Genomic DNA, 25310 nt, shown 5'->3' with positions numbered 1-25310 from the left:
GCGCAGCTTCGCACAGTAGTATATAACTTAATAATTATAACAGTCGAACAAACTGGGAAATCAATATCAAGGTTTGACTTACAGAAAATTATTGTTAGAGAAGTTAAGCCTGCTAACTTTAGACTGATTAGCAAGAACCAGGCAATAGCGTTGGAAACTTTGAATGTTAAAGGGATGCGAAAGAATCATTGTTTAGCTCAAGCGATTTCAGATGCATCATGAGCAGCTTTGTAACCAAACTGGAATATAAAGTGGAATGGTTAGGAAAAACTCTTCTAAGAATCGGAAGATTTGAGCCTTCTTCTAAGTTGTGTAATGTTTGTGGTTATCACAATTCTAATCTGACTCTTGATGTTAGGGAATGGGAATGTCCGGACTGCAAAACAAAATATGATAGGGACATAAATGCCGCTATTAATCTCAAAAAATTCTCACTTCAAGATCAAAATCTGATAGTTATCTGACACCTGCGGAACGTAGGGGATAGGCCTGGGTACTTGTTCACAAAAAAGAAAGGGATGAACCAGGAAGCCCCTTCCTCGCCTTCAGCAGAAGGCAGGTGGGGTAGTTCACACATGTGATCTTTTAGTCCACCATATTTTTTGAATCTACCATACCTTCGGGATCAACCTGTACGTTCTTTTTACATAATCCCTGTACCCTTTCACTTCCCGGATTAAGGCGTCTTCTTCGAGCTTCAACCTGTATAAGAACAGGAAGATCAGCACTACCGATATGCCGAGGGAATAGTAAGCATTGAGAATAAGAGGAATGCCGACAACCTGTATTATGTTTCCCGCATAAGCCGGATGCCTGATGAATTTGTATGGACCGTTTTCGATAAGCTTATGGTTGTCCTTGATCTCTATATGGGCAGAGAAGTATTCACCCAGTGTCCATACACCCCATGCCCGGAGGACCGTTCCAAATACTGTCAGCATTGCTCCTATAACTATAACGGCAAAATTGTACCGTGAAAAAAGGCTGTATTCAAGAGCCGGGACAATTAAAAGTAGCCACCAGAAGAATAAGAGCAGGTGGTTAGTCCATTTATGAAACTGTCTTCCTGAAAGGCCCGTGCCTTTGTATGCGAATTTTTCTGCCCGCAGGTAGAATACAAGGATTCCTGCATAAACATAGAACGGCAGATGGTTTAAAGAGCTCCACCTCTCGTCCGTAATCATCCAGACTGCAGCCGCCGGCAAAAGCATAAAGATGCTTATAACCCAGCTGATCCAATCTTCCGTTCTATTTCTTTGTCTTGCCATTTACTTTTATAATTAAAGTAATTCCTTTTCTACTTTTCTAAATTTGAAATTAACCCAGAGAGAAACTCACAGGATCTTTCTGAATTTCAAAAAACAAACCATCAAGACAGCCGCAGATAAACTATCAATTTCCCGGACTGCTTAACTTACAACAGGATACCCTGCGCCTGTCCATGCGGTGATCCCGCCCTGCATATTATAGACCTGAGTGTATCCGGCAGCTACCAGAATTTTGCTTGCAACAGCACTTCTGCGCCCTGTCCTGCAGTAAACAAGTATTTTTCGTTCTTTGGGGACTTCGTTAATTCGGGCCTCAAGCAGCTGATCAGGACTCAAATTTGACCCGGCGGAATTTGTAAAAGGTATAAGGGTTGCCCCTTCTATATGTGAAGAGTTAAACTCACCAGGGGTACGGACATCAAGCACGAATACATCTTCTTCTTCAATCATTTTCTTTGCTTCTTCAACAGTAACATCCTCAAAAACAGCCAGACTATCAGGTCCTGAAGGACGGGTATTAAGCTGTGATGCAAAAATCAATAATGCTATCAAAAGCACGAAAAAAATGGCTATATTATTCAAATTATGTTTGTCCAATCAAGCTCCTCCTTCTTGCATTGGTTAAAACAGAGCTGAGATCTCCCGGGGACAGGTAAGGGATTTTTTACTGCGACTCGACCAGTTTTAGTGTTAATTAGAGAGAACTCAATTAATTATCAGGTTAATTCCTGTGAACTACCAATAGCTAAGGCATCGTTGTTTCCTGCTTCATACCCCGAAGCAGGAAACCCCTTTCTCAAAAATCTGAACCATCAGGAAAAGATTTTAGGGAAAAGTAGTTCACAGATACACTGGTTTGCATGCCGTTGTTTCATTTACAAAAAGGTAGCTAAGAATATAACTCGTATAGTTAACAACGGTTCTCGGGGAAGTTATCCATCCCCGCAGCAAGCTGCGGGGTATTCGACTGAATGAATTATTTTTCTTTTCCTGAAGTCCCGGTTTCAGGTTCTTCTTCCTCAGCCTCTTCTTCGAAGAATTCCTCTTCTGTGAATTCCTCATTGGGTCTGCTGCCCTCATAGCCTGCTGGTTGAAGATTCTGCATGTCTGAGAATTCGCTTATTGTCTGGGAGATAAGTTGAGGGTATATTACAATCTGCTCCCTGGTAACGAACCCATTATCTTCGGAAGCTTTTATAATTCCCTCCCTGGCAGTTTTTGCTGCATTGCTCAGATCTAGAAGTTGTTTTTTGCCTGCAAGGTAGCCAATTTCTTCTAGGGACATGGTTGTCCAGAGGGTTACAACCTCCATCTTTTTTGCAACGGCCCCTTTCCCGATCATTTCGAGGGTCTTAACAGCACTTCCTCCAGTTTCAAGCATCTCCGCCTGTGCGGCTCCTTTTCCGATTTCCTGCACAGCCTTTGAGAAAGACCAGAGGGCGTTAGAGAAGTCTTTTTCTATGGAAGGTTCCGCAAGAGTGCCAATAACCTCTACTGCATTGGATGCAACAGTTTGAATCTGTTTCTGAACAGCTTTGTTGCCGATATTTCGGAGTGAAATCGCAACTCTCTTTAAATCTTTCTCAAAATCTGCCTCGGGCCGATCTACTCTGAGAAGTTCTTCCCCGAGTTCTCGGAGGTATTCAATATATTGGAGTGCATCGTATTCGTTCTGTTCCCTTACTGCCTTTTCTCCAGATTCTCCAAGTTCAATAGCTTTTTGTTCGTTCACTGAGAACATATTAAAACCCCTTTCCAGTCAAATACTATTAAAAGAGACCGGTTTTAAGAATTAAATCATTTATATAGGTATACTCTGATATTAGTCTTCCTATATTTTTGGAAATTTATTAAGAGTTTTCAGGCTTTTGTGATAAAAAGATATGCATGTAACCCTGAAACTGCCTTTCCGCAGGTGCGACAAATGTATTCATTTTCACGATAAATTAAGGAAGGATGCCTATGACTTTAGTGGTAGTAGGAATTCCGTCAACTTCCAAATTCTCTGTGGCATATTCGTATCCATCTGCTCTACTCAAAATATTGCAATCTTTATGATTAATTCCCTGCCCTATCCTAATACCTTCTTTATTTTTAATATCAAAATAACCTGTTTTTCTACAAGCTACAGCACCAAAAAGAATTCCTTTGTATTTTCCTTTCGGAACAACCGCTTTAACAATATCTCCTGTCTGGAATCCAAAGAAACTCTTTTGTCTACTCAGATACCCTCTAGGAAATCCGTACTTATCAAGATTGGTTCTGCAATGTGATCCTCTACCTTTTGCTTTTATGTGTAGAACCTGGTTTGTTTTGAATATTATTTTATCTGGTGTTGAAGCACCAACACAAATTGCATCAAAATGATGATCTTTGGGTAGATTCAACCTGATTCTATTCATCTTAGTTCTCGCACCTGTTCCACATTCAACTTCAAGTCCTGTTTTTTCAAGAACATTGTAGACTTTCCATCGAGTAGCTGTAACAAGTGTAGCATCCCTCAGTGGTATTCTTGCTTGTTTTTGAATATCAGGATACCCAAATTCTTCTGCTGTCTTAGTCCCTTTTGCTTCATTGCAAATTCTGCAAGCTAATGTTAAATTGGAAACTCTGCTCGTTCCATGTCTTGCTTTTGGTATGATGTGTTCTATTTCAAGCGGAACATTTTCTGCTCCGCAATATGCACATTTTCTATTCCATTTTTCAAGGAGATACTCTCGGACTTCATACCCCTGAAGTTCTCCTTGCTGATATTCAATCCCTGAAATTTCAGGATTTTGCATTAGCTGAGTGTCAAACTTAACATTTTCATATGAAATATGAGTCAACGGACACAGTTTTTGCAGTCTATTAACCCAATTTTGGATGTTGTCTACCCTGCTTAGCAGAGATGGGGGAAGCAAACCTTCTTTTCGTTTTCTGTTGTTGAATCTGGGTTTTCTATACCTGGTTGTTCTATTTCGTCGAGTTCTCCGCATTTCTCTGCGGCTATCCATATTGCTTTTAATACTGGTTTTGTGATGGATTTGAGCAAGCCCAATTACTTTAGAACCATTTAAGATAGCTAAACCTGTATGTCGGCTTCCATAATCTATTTTTAATCTGTATTCAGCTTTGTTTTCAGAGTTTTTCAACTCTTTGAGCCGTATTGTAAATGGATATTTTTTATGGATAACCGCTTTTCCTGTTCTCAGCAATTTTCTGGCAACTGCTGAATGACAGGGGCTTAACGGTTGTTTGTTTTTGTTTAATACGAAGATCATAATTGGATTTCTCCGATCTCAGAAGTAAGATGAATCCTGCTTCCGGTAACGCACTTTCGTGTCTCCTCTCGCTAATGTTGGAAATGCTTGTTAAGCATAATACACCGTTCCTACCCTACAGAACTTTTAATATTATACAACAGAGCTACAAGCTGAGGAAGCACCTGTAGGTGTTTTGACAAATCCAACGTAGTAAATTAATACTTAAGCTGGTCAACCGAAGCACTATTACATGCCTGCCAATTTATTGGCGGGTAGTTGACATTCATCGGACTTATCTGACATGTCTGAGAATTACTCATCTGAATCGTTATGATTGAATTACAAGGCAGTGGTTGCAGGTTGCATCAAACTTTGAAATGGCTCCACAACAAATATTACTAACCTATTTTATTATCTGACTTCAGGTTTACAAGCTGAACGCCCAAAAAAAGGTTAGAAAAATGATAATTCTCGACCACCCCTACGTCTCTGAATTTTTAATAGATACTGCTGCAGAGATGCAGATTCCTGTTTTAAAAAATGAAATGGCAGCCGAAATAAGCACGGAAAAAAAGCTCAGGCTCCTTGAGAAAGCCGAGTTTATAGAATTAATAAAAGAAAAGGGTAAATTCTCCCTTTATTCCAATTCTGAAAATTCCCTTGGCTGGATTTCGGAAAATCTGGGTTTTACAGGGCTGCCTGAGAAAATTGAACTTTTCAAGAACAAAATCAAATTCAGAGAACTGCTGGAAAGGATTTACCCCGACTTCTATTTCCAGGGCGTTGAGTTTGAAAAGCTGGACGAGATCCGGGTTGAGGAGATAAAAAAACCTTTTATCATAAAGCCTGCGGTTGGATTTTTCAGCCTTGGGGTGCATAAGGTTTCCACCAATGAGGAATGGGATTCGGTTTTGAGGAGCATAAAAACCGAATTAGAGGAAATCAGGGGAATCTATCCGGTGCAGGTTCTTGATGCCGGAAAGTTCATTATCGAAGAAAATATCGAAGGGGAAGAATTTGCAGTTGATGCTTACTTCAACAGAGCAGGAAAACCGGTAGTCCTCAATATCTTAAAGCATATATTTTCTTCAGAAAACGATGTCAGCGACCGGGTGTACTTTACCTCAAAAGCCGTTATGGAAACCTGCAGGGAAGCTGTTGAAGACCTTTTGAAGGAAATCGGAAAACTGGCAGGGCTTAAGAATTTTCCTCTACATATCGAATTGCGGATAGGTAACGATAGGAGAATCCAGCCCATCGAGGTGAACCCCATGCGCTTTGCCGGCTGGTGTACAACGGATATCGCGCATTTTGCCTATGGGATTAACACTTACAGGTACTTCCTTGAGCAGCTTGAGCCGGACTGGGACAGGCTTCTCAAAGGCAGAGAAGGAAAGAACTTCTGCCTCGTTATGCTGAACAGGCCGGTAGATTTGAATTTGAAAGACGTCAAGGCTTTTGATTACGAAAAACTGCTTTCGGACTTTGAAAACCCCCTGGAACTCAGGAAAGTCAACCATGAGGAATATGGGTTCTTCGGGTATATGTTTACGGAAACCAGGGACAGTAACTGGGGAGAGATCGAAAGGATTCTGAAATCGGATTTGAAGGAGTATATTATAGGGAATTAAGTTATTTATAGGAAGAAGCGTAAAACCCATGAAATCTTTATTCATGGAATATAAGCACCAACTTCCTTAAGTTTTCTTGTTATTGATTCTGCAAACTTATTTCGATTTTGAAGTCTATTACCCTGTGCTGAAATCCCAAAACGATTCCCAGGCACGGGTATAGGTATTTTGCTGTCACCACAATGCAATTCTCGCAAGTTGGTTAACAGGGCAAACTTAACGATCATACTCACTTTCTAAGGGTTAGAGACTGTGCCAGCGAAAACTGGAATCCGAAAGGAAGCTCAAGTACATATTTTTACCGGGCACGGGGTAGAGCCTGCTTGACTTGTGGACAATAGTCAGAAGGATGACACAGGAAGCCCGTTAAATCTTTAGATTTAGTGGGTATTTCACTAGAGCTCAGATTTATTCACTCCTGTTTGAGAGGGATGGAAAAAACAAAGGTACTCCCTTTTCCGGCTTCACTTTCAAACCAGATGCTTCCATTGTGGAGCTGTACAATTTCTTTTACCAGGGCAAGCCCAAGTCCGGTTCCCGGATATTTTTTAGAAGAGGAAGAGTCTAGCTGGCTAAAAGGCTTGAAGAGTTTGTCATGGTCAGCTGCTGCAATACCTATTCCTTCATCAGATACGGCTATCTGTATAAAGTCGTTGTTTTGTGTTGCTTTAACTCTTACACACCCGTTTTCATTTGAAAATTTGACTGCATTTGTCATCAGGTTGCTGAGAACCTGCATGATTCTCTCTCTGTCTGCCGAAACTCTGGGCAGGTTATTTTCAATCTCTAATTCCATTTTTATTCCTTTGCTCGAAGCAAATGGAAATAACATATCCCGAACTTCAGCAAATAATTCCGCAATCCAGAAAGTACTGTAATGAAGTTCAAAGCTCCCTGATTCTACTTTTGAAAGGTCAAGGATCTCATTAATCAGGTTCAGAAGGTTTTTTCCGCTACTGGAGATATTCCCTACAGCTTTGAGCTGTTTTACATTAAGTTCCCCGTAAACCTTTTCATACAGAAGGTCGGAGAAGCCTATGATTGAGTTAAGCGGGGTCCTCAGTTCGTGGCTCATGTTTGCAAGGAACTCGCTCTTGGTATGGTTTGCGACTTCTGCATCCTGTTTTGCATGGAAGAGTTCAATTTCATAGTTCTTCCGTTCCGTTATTTCCACCCCTGTTTCCAGAATTGCAAAGGTATCTCCTTTTTCGTCACAAACGGGTTTTGACCTTATAATCCAGGTCTTTCCTTCTGAAGAAGTAAACTCCTGATCCGTCCAATTGGAAGACTGAGGACAACGGGATTTCTGGATAACGCCTTTATCTGCAGCTGAAGGGCTATCAGATGCCGGCTCTTTAGCCTCAACCGTTAGCAAGTCCTTGTTTTTGAGGGCAGCCTGGTTTGCCCAGAGAATATTTAAGTTCGGGTCCCTGAGCACCACTATTTCTTCAAGGGAATCGAGAATAAATTTTTTTTCATACTCCCTGGATTTAAGCTCCTGCTCGGCAATCCTGATGCTGGAAAGCATTTCATTGATACCTTTTGAAAGCCTGTGAATTTCATCGTCTCCCTCCACTTCAAGTTGCTTTGAGGTATCATTTTCTCTTTTTACTTTTTCAAGAAAACTATCAATAGCAATTAGCCTTGATACAAGGAGACGATCCAGGCTGAACTTGGTCGCAGTTCCTATAACTATTCCGCTGAGCAGCAGGAAACCGTAAATATAAATCAGGGTCTTTTTACCCTGTGCGTAGAGTTCACGGGGATACTCAGATCTCATGAGAGCTACAGGGTTCCCGGCAGGATCTCTCATTATGAAATACCCGGCTACCTTATTATTTTCAAGAATTTCAACAGGACTTTTACTTCGATCTTCGCTGACAGCCTCATCAAGCGCGTCCTGAAAATCCTGGGGCATTTCCTCGTTTAAAGTATAGAGAGATAGGGAAGATTGGGTACGCTCTTCAAGAAGGGAAATGTAAAAACTGTCTATATATTTTCCAAGAATTAGAGTTCCCGCAGAAGGGCCGTCTTCGAAACCTGGCAAAATAGGGCGGCCGACGATAAGCATCGGTCCCTTTTCAAGCAGTATGACTCCCTGTATATAATCCGTATTTTTCCCGTTCGTGAGAAGCCTACTGTCAATCTGCTCCAGAAGCCCTGTCGGAACCGGAACATTTGTTTCGTTTACCAGATCTACAGACATTGAATGGACCATGACCCCCGATTTGTTTACAAAAAGCATAACATTGAGGTCCAGGTCGTAAAGGGTATTTTCTTCCAGGTTCGACTCTATGTATTCAGGACTTAATGTATTTACGAAATCATACGTATCGTCCCAGTAAGCCCAATCCCTTGCAGTTCTGTCGATAGACAAAGCCTCCCAGGCAATTGCCTGTTCGATTTTCTCCGTATTCTTGGTGGTATCCTCGGCTTCAAGATTAGAGAAACTCGATAACAGGATGGTATAGGATGCGACTATTAAAAGCACAGTTAACAAAGCAAACATCGTGAAAATAACTATTACTATTTTTTTACTTACATCCATACACGTCACCAAAGAGCTGCCAGAAGCGGAACCAAATACTTGCAATCGGGTAGCATAAAGATTTGCCCCTGTAAAAAGCTAAAACACGATATATTTTAACTAAATAAAATGAAACCCTTTATATAAATAGTATGAAAAATTATATAAAGGTTGTTAAGTAGAACCAAAATTTCTGTATAATTCAGGTAGATACTCAGAACCAGTACAGTTATTGTGCTGATTACAAAACACAAAATCGTGTCTCTAAATTTCATATTATGAGAAATCAATTGAGTTTTTGATCATGAAAACTAATTCTGAAACTTTACTGATCTGCGAATAAAATTGGTTTTGGGATGAGTTCATTGACATCACTTTTGTGTTTCAATAGAATAAATGTGTTTTAGACCCCGCAGATCTTATATGTAGATATCCACACTTTTAAATTAAATTAAATTAAATTAAATTATTAATTATATATAACTCTCCGCCCTAACTGCCGAAATCTCAGATATATATAAAAATGCTAATATTATTCATAATGTTTTGAGAAAATATTATGAGGTCGGGCAGGATCCGTAAGTGCATAATTTTTCCGAGACAATGCTGAAGCCGTAAACTGTCCACCTATGCGTAAGTGCATAATTTTTCCGAGACAATACTGAAGCCGTAAACTGTCCACCTATGCTTATAATGTAAGATAAAACAAAAATAATAAACTGCCTTGGAGTTATCTAAAATAATCAATATAGTGCTCTAGGCCCACCGCCTCAAGTATTCGATATATGTCTTTTTTTATTAATTGCCGTTTAAACTACAAAAAATTTCGGTCATCCAGGTAAATTTTTTATACCTAATTTCTATTTTGGAAACTGCAAATATATTAATACTTTTCTTTGCAAGTTAAACTTATTATTTTATTTTATAAGCCTGACAAAAAAAGCTTCTCAAGGCATAGAAGTAAATATGACTTAATAAAAATATAACAATATACTTGTTTTACATGGCTGAGGTTTTTATATTGAAATTTAACAAAATACCCATTAATATGTACGAAAACTTTCACAAGATATTTAGTGGAAGTAACCATAATACTTTTGAGATCTGCAAGAAATGCGGAGGAGCCTGCGAGTACAATAAAATAGGAACTCTGCTACCTGGAGAAGAAGAATATATGGCAAAAAAAATGGGTATCAGTGTTTCCGAATTCAAACTAAGGTATCTGGATATTTTGAAAATGGATGATGGAACTCTTATCCATGTATTAAAGCTTGGAGAATTATGCCCTTTTTTGAACAAAGAAACTGAAGCATGCGAATGCAGTGATTTCAAACCTATAATGTGTAAAATCTACCCTGTTGTTTTTACGGTTGAAAGCGGAACGGTAAATTTTGTCATAGATAACTGGTGCCAGTTATCAAGAAAAAAAGTTTGCAGGAACTATTTTGAATCTGCAATCCCCCTTTTGTCCCGTCTTCCCATCCCGGTTGAATGGTTCAATCATGTAATAAGCTACGATGACCTTTATTTTGATTATGACCAGTTAAAAAAATGCAGAAAAGGAAAAAATCAGTACGCAGTTTTTTCGCTGGAAGAACTTTTGAGCCTCCAAAGAGATCCGGTGGAAGCGTATCAGATAAAAACATATAATGTAGAAATGTACAAGATACAAAAAGCAGGTACAAGTATTGATTTCTATCAAGAAATCGATGAGATTAACTTTTAACAGAGACTGAAAAATTTATGGTTAAAGGATGAACCAGTATTAACAAACGTTCTTCAGTCACCAAACTCTCTTCACTAATTTTTATTTTATTCAATCATGTTTTATTTTATTAAAGTAGGTTTTATTTTATTAAAGTAGGTTTTATTTTATTCAATCATGTTTTATTTTATTAAAGTAGGTTTTATTTTATTAAAGTAGGTTTTATTTTATCAATTTTATTTATTTAATTTTAACTTAGTTTCTTTTGGGTTCCCCTTTAAAAGTCCGGGTTTTCAGTCGTTTCTGTGCTATTAAGTGGTTCTACTTCACCGTTGCCCCCGCCTGTTTCATCCCCGTTTATCGGAATTGTAAAGGCAAAGGTGCTTCCCTCCCCTATTTTGCTGTTGAACCAGACATATCCCCCATGCAGGTTAACAAGCTGTTTAACCAGTGCAAGTCCGAGCCCGGTTCCCTGGAACGATCTCGAGTAAAAGGAATCTACCTGAGTGAAAGGTTTGAAAAGCTTGTTCTGAGCCTCAACTTTGATCCCTATTCCATTGTCCTTAACCGTTACTTCTACCAGATCCCCTTTCTTTTTAGCCTCTATCTTCACACATCCATTCTCGTGTGAGAACTTTATAGCATTATCCAACAGATTGTACAGTACCTGAGCAAAACGAGCTTCATCAGCACGGATTTGGTCAAGGTTTTTATCCACCTGGATTTCAACCTCAATCTTTTTTCTGTCTGCAATAGGAGATAGCAGATTTTTTATTGAATTAAGTTTACTGGCAAGCTCAAACTCTTTATAATCGAGTTCAAGCTTTCCGGCTTCCACTTTAGAAAGATCAAGGATATCGTTAATCAGATTCAGAAGGTGTTTTCCGCTCTTTGAAATATTCCCTACGGCTTTGGTCTGTTTTACATTAAGATCCCCGTAAACATTTTCATACAGAAGGTCGGAGAAGCCTATGATTGAGTTAAGCGGGGTCCTCAGTTCGTGGCTCATGTTTGCCAGAAATTCGCTCTTCGTGCGGTTTGCGACCTCTGCAACCTGTTTCTCCTGGAGAAGCTGCTCGGTTTTCTTGCTTTCCGTAATGTCTCTGCAGGTTTCCAGAATCCCTATAATCTTTCCATTTTCATCAGCCACAGGAATTGCCTGGAGAAACCAGGCTTTGCCATCCCTTGAAGTAAATTCCCCGGACATTTTATCGCCGGTCTCAAAAATATGCTCAAGTTGCTGGCACTCAAATAAGGGGCTGCTGATGCCGAGAGTGTCTTTAAGGCAGACCATCTGTGCCCCTTCAAGATCCATTTGCATATATTTGAGGGCAGCCTTGTTTGCCCATATTATTCTCATTTCATGGCTCACAAAAACAACAAGTTCGTTGAGTGAATCGAGCAGAACCTTCTTTTCGCGTTCCTGGGCTTTTAATTCCTGCTCTGCCAGATCTATTTCGTTTAACATTCCGTTTATTTCCTTTGAAAGACGGTAGAGCTCGTCACTGTCTTTTAGCTCCAGCCTCTTTGAAAGGTCTTTTTCCGACCGGACTTTTGTAACGAAATCATCTATTTCTATCAACCTTGAGATAAACAGCCGGTCAAGAGCAAACTTGACCCCGAGACCAGTCAAGAGCCCGGTGAAAAGTAAGAAGAAATACATGTAGTTGAGGGTACTCTTGCCATGCAAATAAAGATCCCTGGGGAAATCGGCTCTGATAATGAGGGCAGGCTCACCAGAGATGTCCTTTAATTGAAAATAACCTGCTACATTCTCTTCACTGAGAGGTTCCACCAGGATCTTATCCGGTGTTTGTGAAAATTGTGTAAGTTCTTCCTGAAAATCAGGGGGCATCTCTTCATCGACCCTGTGCATTGACAGAGAATAGCAGGTGACGTCTTTGAAAGTATCGAGGACAACGGGGTCAAAATACCTCCCAAAAATGAGAGTACCCTTTGAAGGCCCTTTTTGTTTTGTCGTAAGGATAGGGTGGCATGAAATAAACATCGGGCCTTCGTCGAGCAAGACAATACCTCTGATCCTGTCGTTTTCCCCTTTTGTGAGGAGAGTTCCATCTTCGATCATTTTCCGAAGGCCCTCAGAAACCGGTTCTTCTTCCATAGTCTCAACATTAACCGATTTTGCATAGACCAGGCCCCCGGATTCATTAACAAAAAGCATGACATTGATTCTAATTACGGAAAGGGTCTCTTTCTGGATGTTCACATCGATATAGTCCTGGTTCTGGTCTTCGATAAACTGGTAGGTATCGTCCCAGCAGGCCCAGTCCCGGACGCTGTAATCAATGTACCCCTGTCTGGAGGCAACAGCGTTTTGCACACGCTCCACATTCCCGGTTGTGTCAGTCTGCTCAAGCTCTAAAAAGTTTGACAGCTGCATGTTGTGCGTGAACGTGAAGGCAGCCGTAAGGACAGCAAAAATTAAGAGGGTTATCATGAGAACCTTTTTACTGATATCTATTGTGGACACCTCTAGAGACTTTAAATTAAAAAGGAACTTAAAATAGAATATATAAATCTTAAACAGAGAAGAAACTATATAAGATTTAGCAAAGTTAGTGAATATATTAAAAAAGAAATTTAGGGTTAGTATTTATATTTATCTCCAGAGTACCACGGAAAAGTTCGAAAAAAGTTTAAGAAATTCTCTTAAAAAATTACCTCCGCCCAAATCATTTTGTGATTACTCTTTTTCTGGCATTAAGATAAGACTGTTCTACAACTTCTACACTCACTTTGTGTTTATAATACTCATGTCAAAGGTGCAGGCAAATTCCCTGATGTTTTTTGAAAAATCGGGTCATATTCAAGCCCAGTATATATCTTTGTAACCAGGCAATAGTGTGGATTCTTCAGGTATCTGCTGCCAGCAATTTTCCCTGCCTCAGTCTCAGGCTTCTTAAAGCTCGAAGCCCACATGGGAGTAGGTAAAAGTCCATTTGCCTCTGCAAGCTAGCATTGCTTCGGCATAGGCTTTATATTCCCCTAGTGAGGCACTGATGCAGTCTTCAACTGTCTCTTTTTTGTCTATCGGAAAGTAAAGAGGGCACCCATGGTCTGTAAAATCCTCTTCCAATTAAGGATGTGACCACAAGATGTAGTTTCCGGGCCTGAGTTTGCAAAGGAACCAAAAACGATTCCTGTTCTCCACAACTATTAACTGTTCACTACGTCATCACCTTTAATATATTATCAGTTTTTAATACATCATACATCGTTTCAAATTAATTATTTTCAGATTAATAATCCAGGGTGAGTGTTATACATGAAAGAATCTGTTAGAAAACTTGGCCTCATAGGGGCTGGCCTGTGGGCAATGACCGAAGAAAAAGTAAATGAGTTTGTAAAAGACCTGGTCGACACAGGAGATATCAGCAAGGAAGAAGGCAAAAAAGTTGTTCAGGACCTTGTTGAAGAGAGCAGGAAACAGAGGGTTGACCTCGAAAAGAAAATATCTGAAAAGATTCAGGATGCTACCTCAAAGGCAGATTTCTTTACCAGAAAAGATATGCATGAGCTCGAATCAAGGTTAGAGACGCTGGAGGAGGAAGTCCAAAAAATGAAAAATAAAGAAAAGATGTTCTTCAAATAAGAGCATCTTTTTCTGGTTAATACTGGCTGTATTTCCCCTGCTTTCCCCTGCTTTTTCCTGCTTTCCCCTGCTTTTTCCTGCTTTTTTCTGTTTTTTTCTGTTTTTTCCTGCTTTTTTCTGTTTTGCAGGAGGAGTTATTCTTACAGCTCTATTTTACAGCTCTATTTTACAGCTCTATTTTACAGTTCTATTTTACAGCTCTTTATTCTTTACAGATCTTCAATAATTATTTCGTCCTCAAGGCTTGAATTGTTGAGCAGATTCTCAAGTTCTGTAATATTTTCTTCAAACTCCTGAATTTCTGCTTCGGTAAGTTCCTGTTCAGCGGAGGTATTTTCGGCACTTTCCTCTGCTCCGGAAATATTTGGGGCTATACCTGCTTCTTCCGCTTTAGATGTATCATTTCCGACGCAACCGGACCCTGCAAGCCAGAAAATTAAAATTGACAGTACAAGCACATATGTGAATTTTACCATTTTTTTGCCCCCTTAGTTCTCCAATTCGTCCTCAGAAGAATTTTCGGATTCGTTCCCTGAGCTACGATTTGTTTCCCCTTCAGAAGAGGTCTCTGTATCAGTAAATTCAGTTCCCACCGAATTTCGGGCCCTGATTCTGTTTGTCTCTTCACTTCTATACTGTTTCAGCTCACCGAAGATTTCTTTAAGGATTTTGTTTGCCTCTTTTATTTCATTAAGAGCACTTTGCAGGTCGTTGTCTGCGTTTTGCAGTTCTTCCTGAGTGACGTCTTCTTTATTGTAGATCTTTTGTGCTGCCTCATTATTTTCCCTGGCGGAGTCAATCAGGGCATTGTAATTGGCAAGCTTTGCCTCAAGTTCAGGTGTATCAACACCGGTTTTGTTCAGGCTTTCTATTTCATTTTCAAGTTTTAGAGAAATAGCTTCGGATTTGTTTACGAATTTATCCAGGCTCTCGCAGGCAGTCTGTCCGGTATCCACTGCGGTGCGATTTTTAACATTGTTCCAGACGCCACGTACCGATTCTGTTGCATTTGCAAAGTCTTCAAGATCTTCGGCTTTTCCAATAGAATTCTTTTCTTCCTGCAGCTGGATTATCCGGTCTTCAATAGCAGCAATTTTGGCTTCCGTGCCGTCACCGTTTGATTGTTCAAGGTTATACTGAACTCTTTCAAGGTGAGCTATCATATAGTCAATGCTTGAGTTCAGATATTCCCTTGTGATTCCCAGTTCTTTATCACCGTAATCTCCTGACCTGAGCTGTTTTCGGATCGCAAGGAAATTTTTCTTCGAGCTTTGATAGTTACTTTTCTGGACCTTGAGTTGTTCTTTCAACTGTGTCCTTTCCTGAGCTTTTTCTCGCAGCTGTTCTCGTTCCAGAGTTCCATACTCGGTTTGATTTCTGGCCTGAATTTTTTCCTTGACCAATTCCTGTTTCTGGAGAGTTTCAATTGTCTTTCCATTCTTAGCATCATTACTTGCCCCAGCTCCATTCCCTGCAAGAGCTGCTGTCGACATGAGACTGAATAACATAAGAATCACAGTAAGACAAGACGCATAGCGCAATACTTTCTCATATTTTCCTATATGACCGCCTCCATCAAAATTATTTAATTGTTACATTATTAAGAAGAGGGAATATATAACTATACTTTTCGTAAAAGAGATAATTAATCGATATATATAATGATCTAAAGCTTTATACGCTTTATATTTGTATAATAAGGCTTTAAAATCCTTTATATCCAATTAATTATAAAAAATATGCGCAAAGTTTTTATAGTAGACTCAAAGTTTCCCATCAGCTATAAGCAAAAAATTTAATTAAGATAGCCTGTTTTATCTTTTTTTTCTTTCGTATACGAAACAAATTTATGGAATCTTTAACCACATCTAATATTAACGCGGTAAAGGTTAGTCCCGAGCAGATTATAAATAAATTACAAAGTTTTGGGGCAGGTTATGAGATATACACAGAAAAAAATTAAAGTAAGATTATCAGTGAACTAAGCAAAAGTATCGAGTAAAAGATGAGTGAAACCAGATGAAACTTACAACGAAAAACGGGATAAACGAAGCTAAAAGAGCGAAACTAAAGGAACAAAGCTAAAAGAGCGAAACTTAATGAAAGAAACTGGATCAAAGATATTAATCCCTGAATAGATGATTTTGAGGAAACGAGAGTGAGAAAAGATATTTTGAGGAAACGAGAGTGAGATAAGATATTTTTCAGGTGAGAGCCATCTCTCAATCGAACTTACTCTTATTTTACTTTATTATGTTTTCTTCCCATCTCACCGTTTTCAGCTACTTTCACATTTATTCACTTTAGATTTACAGTTCTTCAATTAATATTTCTTCCTCAGGACTTGCATTATCCAGAAGGCTCTCGAGTTTGACCATATCAGAGTCAAGTTCCTGAACTTCAGCCGGGGTAAGTTCCATTCCCGGATCGCCTGGTGTCCCATTCCCTAGTTCGGAAACATTTGGGACTATTTCCTCTTCAGATGCATTGTTTCCGATGCAACCGGACCCTGCAAGCCAGAAAAATAAAGCTGAAAGTACAAGCAGGTGAGCGAATTTAACCATTTTCTGCCTCCTTCAATTCTCCAATATATCCCAGAGAAATTTTCGGTTCTTCATTAACTACTGTTTTTCTCCTTCCGGAGAGGCTTTGTCCTGTTTACAGAAGTGCCATTTATACAGATTAATTATTATTAGTATTGTTTATACTTATGGTATTATTAAGTTTGGTTTCTATGCTATTTTCGAGTCCAATTTCGTAAACTTCTTCGAGATTATATTCTTTCAGTTCTTCGAAAATTACTCTGAGTATCTGGTTTGCCTTATTGACATTATTAAGAGCTTCACGCAGGTAATTATTTGCCACTACCAGGTTTTCCAGGGTAGCATTCTCATCTTCATAAATAGAATCTGCCGCTTCTTTTTTCCCCTGAGCAGCTTTTAGATATAAATTATAACTGTCAAGCCGTGTCTCAAGGCTAGCTGTGTGAACACCAGTTTCGTTAAGACCCGCAACTTCAGTCTCGAGTTTTTCAGACAGGTTTTCTGATTTGTCAAGGAATGTCCCTATTTTCTGGCTAACAGTCTGTCCTGCACCTTTAAGGCTGATCTTCTGCGCATTATTCCATACTTCACGCAAGGACCTGACCGTAACTACAAATTCTTGCTGACTGGACGCATTTGCAACTTTGGCCTGTTCAGCTTCAAGCAGTTTAAGATTTTCATCTATGGCAACGATTCTTTCCTCTATTCCATTTACATTTGAGTAATACATGTTGGTTTTTACATTTACCAGGTGGATTCTCATATAATTAATACTTGAGTTAAGATAGATTCTTGTGGCATTTACAGCTTCTTCAGAATTGGGGTCAAGCTTTCCGATTTGAATTTGATTTCTTACCTTCAGGAAATCCTCTTTTGCTCCTCTGTATTCATTCTTCTGTAGCTGGAGAGCTTCATTCATCTGTTTTTTTTCAAGATTATACGCAGAAATCTTATCTTGATCCTTTGTTTGGACTCTGTCTTGATCCTGCATATTTTCAGGATCGGAATTCTCAGTGCCGTTAGCACTCTCTATACTGTTTTTTTCATCATTTTCGGAACCTGTAATACTCTCACCTGCATACTGGATCCCATTTCCATGCTCTGACGAGTCTTTGGTAGCAAGTGATCCTCCCGGTAGAACACAAAACAACATTAAGATGAATGCAACGTAAGCCAGATATCGGACAATTCTTGATTTTTTCATCTGACCGCCTCCTTTGGCGAGTTAAGATACTGTCATATTGGGATAGGGACATATAAGTATACTTTTCGGAATAAAACTAATTTATGACAATATATGAGCTTCCAAGCTTGATAGGATCTTTATTTTCTTGATAAAACTTTAATTTGCTTTCAGTATCTACGAACTTGTAGCAAAGAAAAGTAAAAGATTTATGCTAAAAACCCATTTAAGGCTTCGTGAATTTTAGACAGCTCTGCAAGATTGCTTTTGTATTCATGTTCCTAATGTGTGTTCAGGGGAACGCACTTGCGGCGACGATTCACGGAACCGTGTATGAGTGGGACAGTTTCAAACCCATCAACAACTCATTAGTTGAGATCAACTCTACTCCGGAGCAGTCCATTGTTGCAAAGGATGCGAAATACTCTTTTAACCTTACTCAAGGAACCTACCTGATAACTGCTAATTATTTTGAAGAGAATATTCTAGTTTATACGGCTAAAAAAGAAGTTATAGTTACCGACGAAGGGGACTACGTTCACGACCTTCTGCTTTTCCCTACATACCAGGAAGATCTTCTCGATCAGGGGGACTTCGAAAATGTTGACCTGAATTTTGAGCAAGTAGATCCCCAATCTCAAACAGAGTCCAAATCTCAAGTAAGCTCACAAAATACTGTTTTAGCTTTTGCTTTACTTGCACTCTGTATCCTGCTAATAGCTGGTTATTTCTTAAAAAAGGGAGAACGAAAACCACCTGAAAAGGCAACCGATTCCCAGGGGAAAACAGAATCTCTAAAAGAATCAGAACCTGAAAATTTCACAATAGAGGTAGAGACCTCGGGACGCGCAGAACCCGGTAAAGCCGGTTCTATTGGAGTTTCAGAGACCGACGATGAGCATCCTGCACCTCTTAACGTTGAAGAACAGACCGGAAACATATATGAGACAGAGATACCTGTGCAGCAAAATGCAAAGTTGCCAGAAGACTTAAAGGTATCTGTTATTCCCTCGCCTGAAGATGTTAATCCCTCGCTTGAAGATATCAGTCCCTCTGAAAAAGAGTTTGATTCGTTGAGTCCTGATGATCTGGAAAGCCCTGAAACAAACCTCCCTGACGATCTGAAAGAGATTCTGAATCTTATCCGAGCTAATGGAAACCGAATTACTCAGAGAGAACTCCGTAAAAAGTCCCCGTATTCGGAATCCAAAGTAAGCCTTATGCTTTCGGATCTTGAAGAACGAGGATTGGTTGAAAAGTTTAAAAGGGGTAGAGGAAACATTATCCGAATTTCCGATGGAGAGGCAATCAAGCAGGCGGGATCCCAGAGCAGGAAGGACTAAGGAGGAAATGGCACTTCATAATAAAATGAGACTTTACCTTACATTTTTTGAAAAATCGTAAATAGCAAACACCGTAAATAGTAAACTATATAAATGAATTCATCTACTAAGCAGCAGGAAAGATTAATAAAAGTTTGAAAGATCTGGCACATGAGATTTCTTGATATCCTTTTTGCTTATTTATATATAATTACCCTCTACATCCTAGAAAATGCTATTGAATGAAAACTGAATTATCATGGTAAAAATCAGGGTAAATATCCAGAGATAAAGCTGATGGAAATTTTGTGTCAGGACAAAGATCTTACGGATCATAATAACGAATTACAGGATAAAAATAAAGAATAATCAAATTATAATACAGGAATTAAATTCAGAATACAGGATTCACCAGCAGCAAGTTAATAATAAAGTTGTCAACTACCCCCTGAGCTAAATCTCAGGGGTTTCCTGCTGAGGTTTTATGAAATCAAATTTATGAAATCAAATTTATGAAATCAAATTTATGAAATCAAATTTATGAAATCAAATTTATGAAATCAGTTTTAAACAGTAGAAATTGAGCCGGTATCCATATGCTGATATATTATTATAACCTTGACAATAAGCTGGCTGAATAAGATTACTGAAAATTAAATTGATACATTTATTAAATTAATACATTAATTAAATTGATACATTTATTAAATTAATACATTAATTAAATTGATACATTTATTAAATTAATACATTAATTAAATTGATACATTTATTAAATTAATACATTAATTAAATTGATACATTTATTAAATTAATATATTATTACTTAGACTTCATATCGAATTATTATAAATTGCATGAGGGACAGTATGCGAGTTTCCATGGACATTGAATTAAAAGATGTGCCCGGGCAGATGCTTTTAGCCCTCCAGCCTCTTTCGGAATTTAAGGCTAACCTGATAACTGTTTTACACCACCATCAGAAGCGGACCCCCAGAAAAACAGTGCCTGTACAGCTTGTACTTGAAATAAAGCCGGAGAACATCGGAGCAATAAAAGCAAAGCTTGAGGAAAACGGGATAAAAGTCGTAAGGGTTGGAGAACACCGTTTCAGAGAGAGCATAAATGTAGTCCTTATAGGCCACGTGGTCCATACAGGGATCCAGGACACGATTGATGAGATTGACAAGACCGGATTTGCGGAGGTAGTTGATATTTCGCTATCCATGCCAGGTATTAACCTGCTTTCTTCAGCTCTGATCAGAATAGATGCTGTGGGTAAAGAGGATCTGCAAAAGGCGCTTGGCATCCTTAAAAAAGTCTCGGTAAGAAAAGACCTGCTTATGGTTCTCCCAATAGACATCCAGGCCTGAAAAAACTTAGGAGATTTGAAAACATGAAAACAGTGTGCTGCTCTATTCTAGGATTTGGTGCAATTGGACAGGGTGTAGCCGAGGTACTCCTTATGAAAAAAGAGTATCTGGAAAGTATAGGGCTGGAAGTTCTTGTGGTTGCTGTTGTTGATTCTAAAGGAGCTACTGTTAACCCTGAAGGAGTGGATCTGGCTGACTGCCTTGCCCGCAAGAGGAAAATTGGCACGGTTGCCATAGAAAAGCTCACAGGCGTTGAGGTCATAAGGTCCGTAGCCCATGAGCTGGTAATAGAAACCACTCCTACAAATATTGTCACTGGAGGAGCAGGTCTTCAGAACATGCTTGCAGCTTTCGAGACCGGTAAAGATGTTATTACCTCCAATAAAGGACCTCTTACCCTGAAGTATAGAGAACTGATGGAGGCTGCAAAAGCCGCCGGATCAAACTTCAGGTTCGAGGCTGCAGTCGGTGGCTCCATGCCCATTATTAACCTGGCAAATGAAGTCCTTGCAGGAAATAGGCTAAGAAGCGTCAAAGGAATTCTTAACGGGACCTGTAACTATATCCTCACCAGAATGCTCGAGGAAAGGGCAAGTTATAAGGAAATTCTTACCGAGGCCATGGAACTCGGAATTGCCGAAACCGACCCGACATATGATGTCGAAGGAATTGATACGGCCTGCAAACTGGTAATTCTTGCCAATGCAATTTTCGGGTGTGATGCAACATACAGGGACGTTGATGTTACAGGAATCACGAAGATCACGCCTGAAGCCCTGGAAATGGCTTATGAAAGAGGGCATGTTATCAAGCTTATAGGCGAGGTCAGCAGGGAAAGAATACATGTTGCTCCAAGGCTTGTACCTATCAACCATCCCCTCGCTGTAAGAGGTACCCTCAATGTAGCTTCTATAGACACTGAGCTTGCAGGAGAAATTACGGTTACAGGCAAAGGCGCAGGCCCGATCGAAACAGCAAGCGCAGTTCTCAGTGACCTGGTTGCAATTTACGGAAATCGGTAATTACTGGAAATATCGGTCTTCGGAGACCAGAACCCGAAAAAAATATAAAACGAAAAAGCTGCGTGGACCATGACAAGCTTCAGGGAATTTGCAGAAACCTGCCAGGCGATTGAAAAGATATCGAGCACTATAGAAACTACAAATAAGGTTGCTGACCTTCTCAAAAAGGTTGACGTCGAAGAGTTACCTCTTGCAACTCATTTTATTATGAGTGAGGTTTTTCCTGCCTGGAGTGGGGAGCAGCTCGGGATTGGCACAAGCCTGCTTTATGTCTCTCTTTCCAAAGCCTCAGGCATGGCTATACAAAGTATAGAATCTCTTATCCGGACTACGGGTGACATTGGGGACACAGCACTCCTTATTTTGAAAGAAAAAAGAAAAAACCAGGTGACATTTTCTTCTTTCCTCGAAGAGCAGCCAGAACTTTCAATAACTGAGGTTTTCCAGCGTTTCAAGACTGCATCCGAAGCTTCCGGAAAAGGCTCACAGGAAGTTAAGGTCAGAAACCTTCAGTTTCTATTTACTTCATCAACCCCGAGGGAAGCAAAATACATATCCAGGCTTGCCCTTGAGGAACTCCGCATAGGTGTAGGGGAAGGAGTTGTAAGGGATGCCATTGCAAAAGCTTTTTCCGTCCCTGTAGATGTAGTAGAACATGCCTTAATGGTCACAAACGACCTGGGGATAGTGGCTGCAACTGCCAAGCAAGGCGGGATAGAAGCCCTCAAGACGCTCGGGATCGAAATTAATCGCCCCATAAAGATGATGCTTTCACAGATCAGCCCTGATATAAATGCCGATATAAGGGATATGAAGGAAGCTGCAATTGAATGGAAATTCGACGGGGCAAGAGTCCAGATTCACAAGAGTGGAAATTCGGTAACTCTTTTTTCACGAAAGCTTGAAAACGTCACAAATTCCCTCCCTGACCTTGTAGAAATAGTCCGGAAACATGTAAAAGCTGAGTCCGCAATCCTTGATGGGGAAGCTGTTGCAGTAGACGAAGATGGGAGGCCGAAAGCCTTTCAGGAGATCCTTAAGCGTTTCCGGCGCAAGTACGATGTTGAAGAAAAAATGCTCGGAATCCCTATCCAGCTCAACCTCTTTGACATCATGTACCTGAACGGCAGAACCCTGATTGACCTTCCACTTGTTGAGCGGCGAAAAGAGCTTGAATCCTGCGTTGAGAGCTCAGTTGAGGACTCAAAATCCATTTGCGTGGACGAGCAGGTGATAACCGGAGACCTCGAGATTGTGGAAAAGATCTACAGGGAAGCCTTAAGAGCCGGGCACGAAGGCGTCATGGTCAAAAATCCGAACTCCTTATATTCCCCTGGCAAGCGTGGCAAAAACTGGCTGAAGAAAAAACCCCTTATGGAAACCCTTGACCTTGTGGTCGTGGGGGCAGAATGGGGCTTTGGGCGCAGGGCAAACCTGATAGGCTCGTATTCGGTTGCCTGCTACGATCCAGAGACATCTCGCTTCATGCAGGTCGGCAAGGTTGGTACAGGGCTTACCGATGAGCAGCTAAAAGAACTTACTGAAATGCTCTCCGGGTTAATGGAAGGAGGGGAAGCCGGAGGGGTATTTGCCATAAGGCCGAAGGTTGTTCTGGAAATTGCCTTTGAGGAAATCCAGAAAAGCTCCAACTACAACTCAGGCTTTGCATTGCGTTTCCCTCGCTTCATCCGTATCCGGGACGACAAAGACCCCGAAGAAGCGGATACGATCCAGCGGATCGGGCGTGTATACAGCCAGCAGATGAAAAGGCTCTGAGAGGCTTACTTCCACCATAAACGTTTACTTCTACTAGATTTCTAAAAATGAGTTAAAGAAGCAAAAATTGTTGAGTTAAAAAAGAACTGGTAAAAAAGGGTAAAAAGGATAAAAACGATGTTACCTGTTTAACTCTGGAGCGCAGAGGCACAGCGGGAAGTCCCCTTCCTCGCCTTCATCAGAAGGCAGGTGGGGTAGTTCACGGATGGATCAAATATACTTGAACAGGTCGTCTCTTTTCATTTCGTGCAGCCTGTCCCGGAGAAGTCCCTTTAAGGCTTTCAAATCATCTTTTTTAACACTTATCGGAGCAATGATATGCTTCCAGTTCTGCCATGGAGGCTCAAGTCCGAGGCGAACTGAAATCTCGTTAAGGAGAGGGTCATACTCGTCTGCTTTTACTTTGTCCATCTTGTTTGCAGCAACAATAGTGTCAATCCCGAGTTCCCTCATGAAATCAAACATTTCAACGTCGATGGGAATCTGGTTCCTTGCATCCCAGCGGTCGACTACCTCCGGAAAAGTAGGGCCGTCTATTACAAGGACCCCGATTTTTATCCTTTCGGCATTCTTTTCGAGATAGCGGATTGTCTGGTCTTTTACAATATCCTGCTTCCGGTCTTTCACTCCGCTCATGAAGCCGAAGCCCGGCATATCCGTGATAAGAAGGTCCGATTCCTGGGCGTGTCTGGGACGCAGAGTAACGCCTGGGCGTCTTCCAACCCTTACTTTTGCTCCGAAGATCTCCCTGAGAAGGGAGGACTTGCCCACATTTGAGCGCCCTACAAAGATAATTTCAATATTTATGCCGCATTCAGCTGCAGTCTTGCTGGTTTCCATTTTATTTTACCTCATTTGCTTCCCCGAGTCTGGCATCGAAAGCCCGGAGGAAAACCTCCAGCGACTCTTCGGGGATGCGCGCTCCTGCTGCAACAGGGTGCCCGCCTCCGCTTCCTCCAAACTTAGGTGCAACCGAGCGAAGGATACGATTTATATCCACCTTTCCGCGGGAACGTATGCTAAGATCATACACACCTTTTCTCTCCCGGTACTCGGCTGCAATTCCCACATCTCTCTGGCCGTAGGAGGCTGCATAGATCGCTGCCTTTGAAATAGAGTTATTCGTATTTACAATATACGCACTGTTTTTCATGACTTTCACATGTTCTTTAACAAATAGCCGGATTTTCTCTTCGTTAATTGCAGCTTCCCTTGCAAGCTCGAGCAGGCCAGGGATATTTGAAGGGATTACGTCCTTTGATAGGGGTTCAAGCAGGGTTCTTTTGAACTCGTATTCTTTTCCTTTCTGGAGTATTGCCTGGATCAGGGCTCCAGCCTGGAAATAGAGGCTTCTTTTGTCCCAGTCTCTTACCCAGCTCTTCACACAGGGCGTGTTGTCACAGAAGTCGCCTATAGCCCCATAGATTGCTACCCTCCGCATTTCTTGACTCAGGAGGTCTTCAAAGACCCTGTAGGTCAGTTCGGAGGCACATACTCCCGTATCGTGATAAAACCAGGCTTCTTTTTTCCACCTTTCCGGAAGAGGATGGTGGTCTATGTAATAAAGGTTACATTCCTCCGCAAATTTCTCAAGTGTTGAGTGGAGTTCAGAGTAGTGCCTTTCCTCGATTGCCATATCACAGATTATAATATTCTCAACGTCCTCAATGAGATCTAACTTATCGAGAAGGCTGACCGGACTTGTAAAGTATACATATGCTTCCGGGTAGGCACTTTTTGCAATTGCTCCCGAACATATCCCATCAGAATCTCCATGGGTCAGGATCAGGGTTTTTGCTTTAAGGGGGTTCTGGAGTTCTTTCATAAATCCTCAGCAGGAAACCCGTTAAATCTTTGGATTTAGCGGGTAGTTGACGTTTTGATTCCATTATCTTCCGTTTAAAGGTATCCTTTCATCTTACCTCAGCAGGAGACCCCTTCCTCGACATTTCCGGCTTGCCGGAAATGGCAGGTGGGGGAGGAATGCGTCATCTGTACCATCTGAACTAATGTTGTACTCCTCGCACTCAGTCTCCTGCATTTTTTCTTAACATTAACACTATCTGAAATTTTGTTTCCGAATATATCTGAGATTGAAAAAT

Annotated in this window: 20 protein-coding genes and 1 pseudogene; 8 read left to right on the top strand and 13 right to left on the bottom strand. The window is 40.5% G+C overall.

The window, feature by feature from the left end; translation table 11 throughout:
• Positions 1-114: 114 nt before the first annotated feature.
• A pseudogene (locus PHF18_RS10055) lies at positions 115-464 on the top strand (RNA-guided endonuclease TnpB family protein); the annotation flags it as partial.
• A 144-nt stretch (positions 465-608) separates the two neighbouring features.
• Here the strand turns inward: PHF18_RS10055 and PHF18_RS10050 are convergent.
• The 4 genes from PHF18_RS10050 to iscB form a co-directional block, all read right to left on the bottom strand.
• Positions 609-1268: an isoprenylcysteine carboxylmethyltransferase family protein gene (locus PHF18_RS10050; RefSeq protein ID WP_300102006.1), complete on the bottom strand. Its 660-nt coding sequence runs from the start codon at positions 1266-1268 to the stop codon at positions 609-611.
• A 141-nt stretch (positions 1269-1409) separates the two neighbouring features.
• Positions 1410-1865: a rhodanese-like domain-containing protein gene (locus PHF18_RS10045; RefSeq protein WP_300102001.1), complete on the bottom strand. Its 456-nt coding sequence runs from the start codon at positions 1863-1865 to the stop codon at positions 1410-1412.
• Positions 1866-2244: 379 nt separating this feature from the next.
• Entirely contained in the window at positions 2245-3009 is a 765-nt protein-coding gene (locus tag PHF18_RS10040) for a hypothetical protein (protein ID WP_300101998.1), read from the bottom strand.
• Between the two features lie 205 nt (positions 3010-3214).
• Positions 3215-4531, bottom strand: coding sequence for an RNA-guided endonuclease IscB (iscB, locus tag PHF18_RS10035; protein ID WP_300101995.1), 1317 nt, complete (start codon positions 4529-4531; stop codon positions 3215-3217).
• A gap of 443 nt (positions 4532-4974) precedes the next feature.
• Between iscB and PHF18_RS10030 the strand changes: the two genes are divergently transcribed.
• The gene (locus tag PHF18_RS10030) at positions 4975-6144 is read left to right on the top strand and encodes an ATP-grasp domain-containing protein (RefSeq protein WP_300101992.1); all 1170 of its coding nucleotides are present in this window, start codon (positions 4975-4977) and stop codon (positions 6142-6144) included.
• 412 nt (positions 6145-6556) lie between these two features.
• Here PHF18_RS10030 and PHF18_RS10025 read toward each other — a convergent pair whose 3' ends face one another.
• The gene (locus PHF18_RS10025) at positions 6557-8692 is read right to left on the bottom strand and encodes a CHASE4 domain-containing protein (RefSeq protein ID WP_300101989.1); all 2136 of its coding nucleotides are present in this window, start codon (positions 8690-8692) and stop codon (positions 6557-6559) included.
• Between the two features lie 1027 nt (positions 8693-9719).
• On the opposite strand from PHF18_RS10025, the gene PHF18_RS10020 reads away from it, so the two are divergent.
• Positions 9720-10397, top strand: a complete 678-nt coding sequence (locus PHF18_RS10020; RefSeq protein ID WP_300101987.1) for a YkgJ family cysteine cluster protein — start codon at positions 9720-9722, stop codon at positions 10395-10397.
• A gap of 256 nt (positions 10398-10653) precedes the next feature.
• Here PHF18_RS10020 and PHF18_RS10015 read toward each other — a convergent pair whose 3' ends face one another.
• Together PHF18_RS10015 and PHF18_RS10010 are read right to left on the bottom strand one after the other, a co-directional pair.
• Positions 10654-12834, bottom strand: a complete 2181-nt coding sequence (locus tag PHF18_RS10015; protein WP_300102103.1) for a CHASE4 domain-containing protein — start codon at positions 12832-12834, stop codon at positions 10654-10656.
• A 462-nt stretch (positions 12835-13296) separates the two neighbouring features.
• Entirely contained in the window at positions 13297-13473 is a 177-nt protein-coding gene (locus PHF18_RS10010) for a hypothetical protein (RefSeq protein ID WP_300101984.1), read from the bottom strand.
• Between the two features lie 189 nt (positions 13474-13662).
• Here PHF18_RS10010 and PHF18_RS10005 point away from each other — a divergent pair, with 189 nt between their 5' ends.
• The gene (locus PHF18_RS10005; protein WP_300101982.1) at positions 13663-13989 is read left to right on the top strand and encodes a phasin family protein; all 327 of its coding nucleotides are present in this window, start codon (positions 13663-13665) and stop codon (positions 13987-13989) included.
• A 209-nt stretch (positions 13990-14198) separates the two neighbouring features.
• On the opposite strand, the gene PHF18_RS10000 is transcribed toward PHF18_RS10005, so the two are convergent.
• The 4 genes from PHF18_RS10000 to PHF18_RS09985 form a co-directional block, all read right to left on the bottom strand.
• Positions 14199-14465, bottom strand: a complete 267-nt coding sequence (locus PHF18_RS10000; protein WP_300101979.1) for a hypothetical protein — start codon at positions 14463-14465, stop codon at positions 14199-14201.
• A 12-nt stretch (positions 14466-14477) separates the two neighbouring features.
• The gene (locus PHF18_RS09995; protein ID WP_300101977.1) at positions 14478-15482 is read right to left on the bottom strand and encodes a hypothetical protein; all 1005 of its coding nucleotides are present in this window, start codon (positions 15480-15482) and stop codon (positions 14478-14480) included.
• A gap of 816 nt (positions 15483-16298) precedes the next feature.
• Positions 16299-16553: a hypothetical protein gene (locus PHF18_RS09990; RefSeq protein WP_300101975.1), complete on the bottom strand. Its 255-nt coding sequence runs from the start codon at positions 16551-16553 to the stop codon at positions 16299-16301.
• A 118-nt stretch (positions 16554-16671) separates the two neighbouring features.
• Positions 16672-17736 carry a chromosome segregation ATPase gene (locus PHF18_RS09985; protein ID WP_300101972.1) on the bottom strand — a complete coding sequence of 355 codons (1065 nt, stop codon included), beginning with the start codon at positions 17734-17736 and terminating at the stop codon, positions 16672-16674.
• Positions 17737-17951: 215 nt separating this feature from the next.
• Between PHF18_RS09985 and PHF18_RS09980 the strand changes: the two genes are divergently transcribed.
• The 4 genes from PHF18_RS09980 to PHF18_RS09965 all read left to right on the top strand — a co-directional run bounded on the left by PHF18_RS09980 (position 17952) and on the right by PHF18_RS09965 (position 23208).
• Positions 17952-19058 (top strand): winged helix-turn-helix transcriptional regulator, encoded by a 1107-nt coding sequence (locus PHF18_RS09980; protein WP_300101969.1) that lies wholly within the window; start codon positions 17952-17954, stop codon positions 19056-19058.
• A gap of 848 nt (positions 19059-19906) precedes the next feature.
• Positions 19907-20410, top strand: a complete 504-nt coding sequence (locus tag PHF18_RS09975; protein WP_300101967.1) for an amino acid-binding protein — start codon at positions 19907-19909, stop codon at positions 20408-20410.
• Positions 20411-20433: 23 nt separating this feature from the next.
• Positions 20434-21432 carry a homoserine dehydrogenase gene (locus tag PHF18_RS09970; protein WP_300101964.1) on the top strand — a complete coding sequence of 333 codons (999 nt, stop codon included), beginning with the start codon at positions 20434-20436 and terminating at the stop codon, positions 21430-21432.
• A gap of 69 nt (positions 21433-21501) precedes the next feature.
• Positions 21502-23208: an ATP-dependent DNA ligase gene (locus tag PHF18_RS09965; RefSeq protein WP_300101963.1), complete on the top strand. Its 1707-nt coding sequence runs from the start codon at positions 21502-21504 to the stop codon at positions 23206-23208.
• Between the two features lie 210 nt (positions 23209-23418).
• Here PHF18_RS09965 and engB read toward each other — a convergent pair whose 3' ends face one another.
• Both engB and PHF18_RS09955 read right to left on the bottom strand, forming a co-directional pair.
• Positions 23419-24048 (bottom strand): GTP-binding protein EngB, encoded by a 630-nt coding sequence (gene engB / locus PHF18_RS09960; protein WP_300101960.1) that lies wholly within the window; start codon positions 24046-24048, stop codon positions 23419-23421.
• A gap of 1 nt (position 24049) precedes the next feature.
• Complete coding sequence (locus tag PHF18_RS09955; RefSeq protein ID WP_300101958.1) at positions 24050-25033, bottom strand: DHH family phosphoesterase; 984 nt, start codon at positions 25031-25033, stop codon at positions 24050-24052.
• Positions 25034-25310 lie beyond the last annotated feature (277 nt).

This window comes from Methanosarcina sp., assembly GCF_028693135.1.
In the GTDB taxonomy this organism is placed as follows: domain Archaea; phylum Halobacteriota; class Methanosarcinia; order Methanosarcinales; family Methanosarcinaceae; genus Methanosarcina.
This window is presented reverse-complemented; position numbering and strand designations above follow the sequence as displayed.

Excerpts from the sequence above, each read along its gene's own strand:
- PHF18_RS10000 (WP_300101979.1), bottom strand. The coding sequence starts at position 14,465 with ATGGTAAAATTCACATATGTGCTTGTACTGTCAATTTTAATTTTCTGG.
- PHF18_RS09975 (WP_300101967.1), top strand. The coding sequence starts at position 19,907 with ATGCGAGTTTCCATGGACATTGAATTAAAAGATGTGCCCGGGCAGATG.
- iscB (WP_300101995.1), bottom strand. The coding sequence starts at position 4,531 with ATGATCTTCGTATTAAACAAAAACAAACAACCGTTAAGCCCCTGTCAT.
- PHF18_RS09970 (WP_300101964.1), top strand. The coding sequence starts at position 20,434 with ATGAAAACAGTGTGCTGCTCTATTCTAGGATTTGGTGCAATTGGACAG.
- PHF18_RS09995 (WP_300101977.1), bottom strand. The coding sequence starts at position 15,482 with ATGTCGACAGCAGCTCTTGCAGGGAATGGAGCTGGGGCAAGTAATGAT.
- PHF18_RS09990 (WP_300101975.1), bottom strand. The coding sequence starts at position 16,553 with ATGGTTAAATTCGCTCACCTGCTTGTACTTTCAGCTTTATTTTTCTGG.
- PHF18_RS10020 (WP_300101987.1), top strand. The coding sequence starts at position 9,720 with ATGTACGAAAACTTTCACAAGATATTTAGTGGAAGTAACCATAATACT.
- PHF18_RS10050 (WP_300102006.1), bottom strand. The coding sequence starts at position 1,268 with ATGGCAAGACAAAGAAATAGAACGGAAGATTGGATCAGCTGGGTTATA.
- PHF18_RS10015 (WP_300102103.1), bottom strand. The coding sequence starts at position 12,834 with ATGATAACCCTCTTAATTTTTGCTGTCCTTACGGCTGCCTTCACGTTC.
- engB (WP_300101960.1), bottom strand. The coding sequence starts at position 24,048 with ATGGAAACCAGCAAGACTGCAGCTGAATGCGGCATAAATATTGAAATT.
- PHF18_RS10040 (WP_300101998.1), bottom strand. The coding sequence starts at position 3,009 with ATGTTCTCAGTGAACGAACAAAAAGCTATTGAACTTGGAGAATCTGGA.
- PHF18_RS10025 (WP_300101989.1), bottom strand. The coding sequence starts at position 8,692 with ATGGATGTAAGTAAAAAAATAGTAATAGTTATTTTCACGATGTTTGCT.
- PHF18_RS09965 (WP_300101963.1), top strand. The coding sequence starts at position 21,502 with ATGACAAGCTTCAGGGAATTTGCAGAAACCTGCCAGGCGATTGAAAAG.
- PHF18_RS10030 (WP_300101992.1), top strand. The coding sequence starts at position 4,975 with ATGATAATTCTCGACCACCCCTACGTCTCTGAATTTTTAATAGATACT.
- PHF18_RS09955 (WP_300101958.1), bottom strand. The coding sequence starts at position 25,033 with ATGAAAGAACTCCAGAACCCCCTTAAAGCAAAAACCCTGATCCTGACC.
- PHF18_RS09985 (WP_300101972.1), bottom strand. The coding sequence starts at position 17,736 with ATGAAAAAATCAAGAATTGTCCGATATCTGGCTTACGTTGCATTCATC.
- PHF18_RS10005 (WP_300101982.1), top strand. The coding sequence starts at position 13,663 with ATGAAAGAATCTGTTAGAAAACTTGGCCTCATAGGGGCTGGCCTGTGG.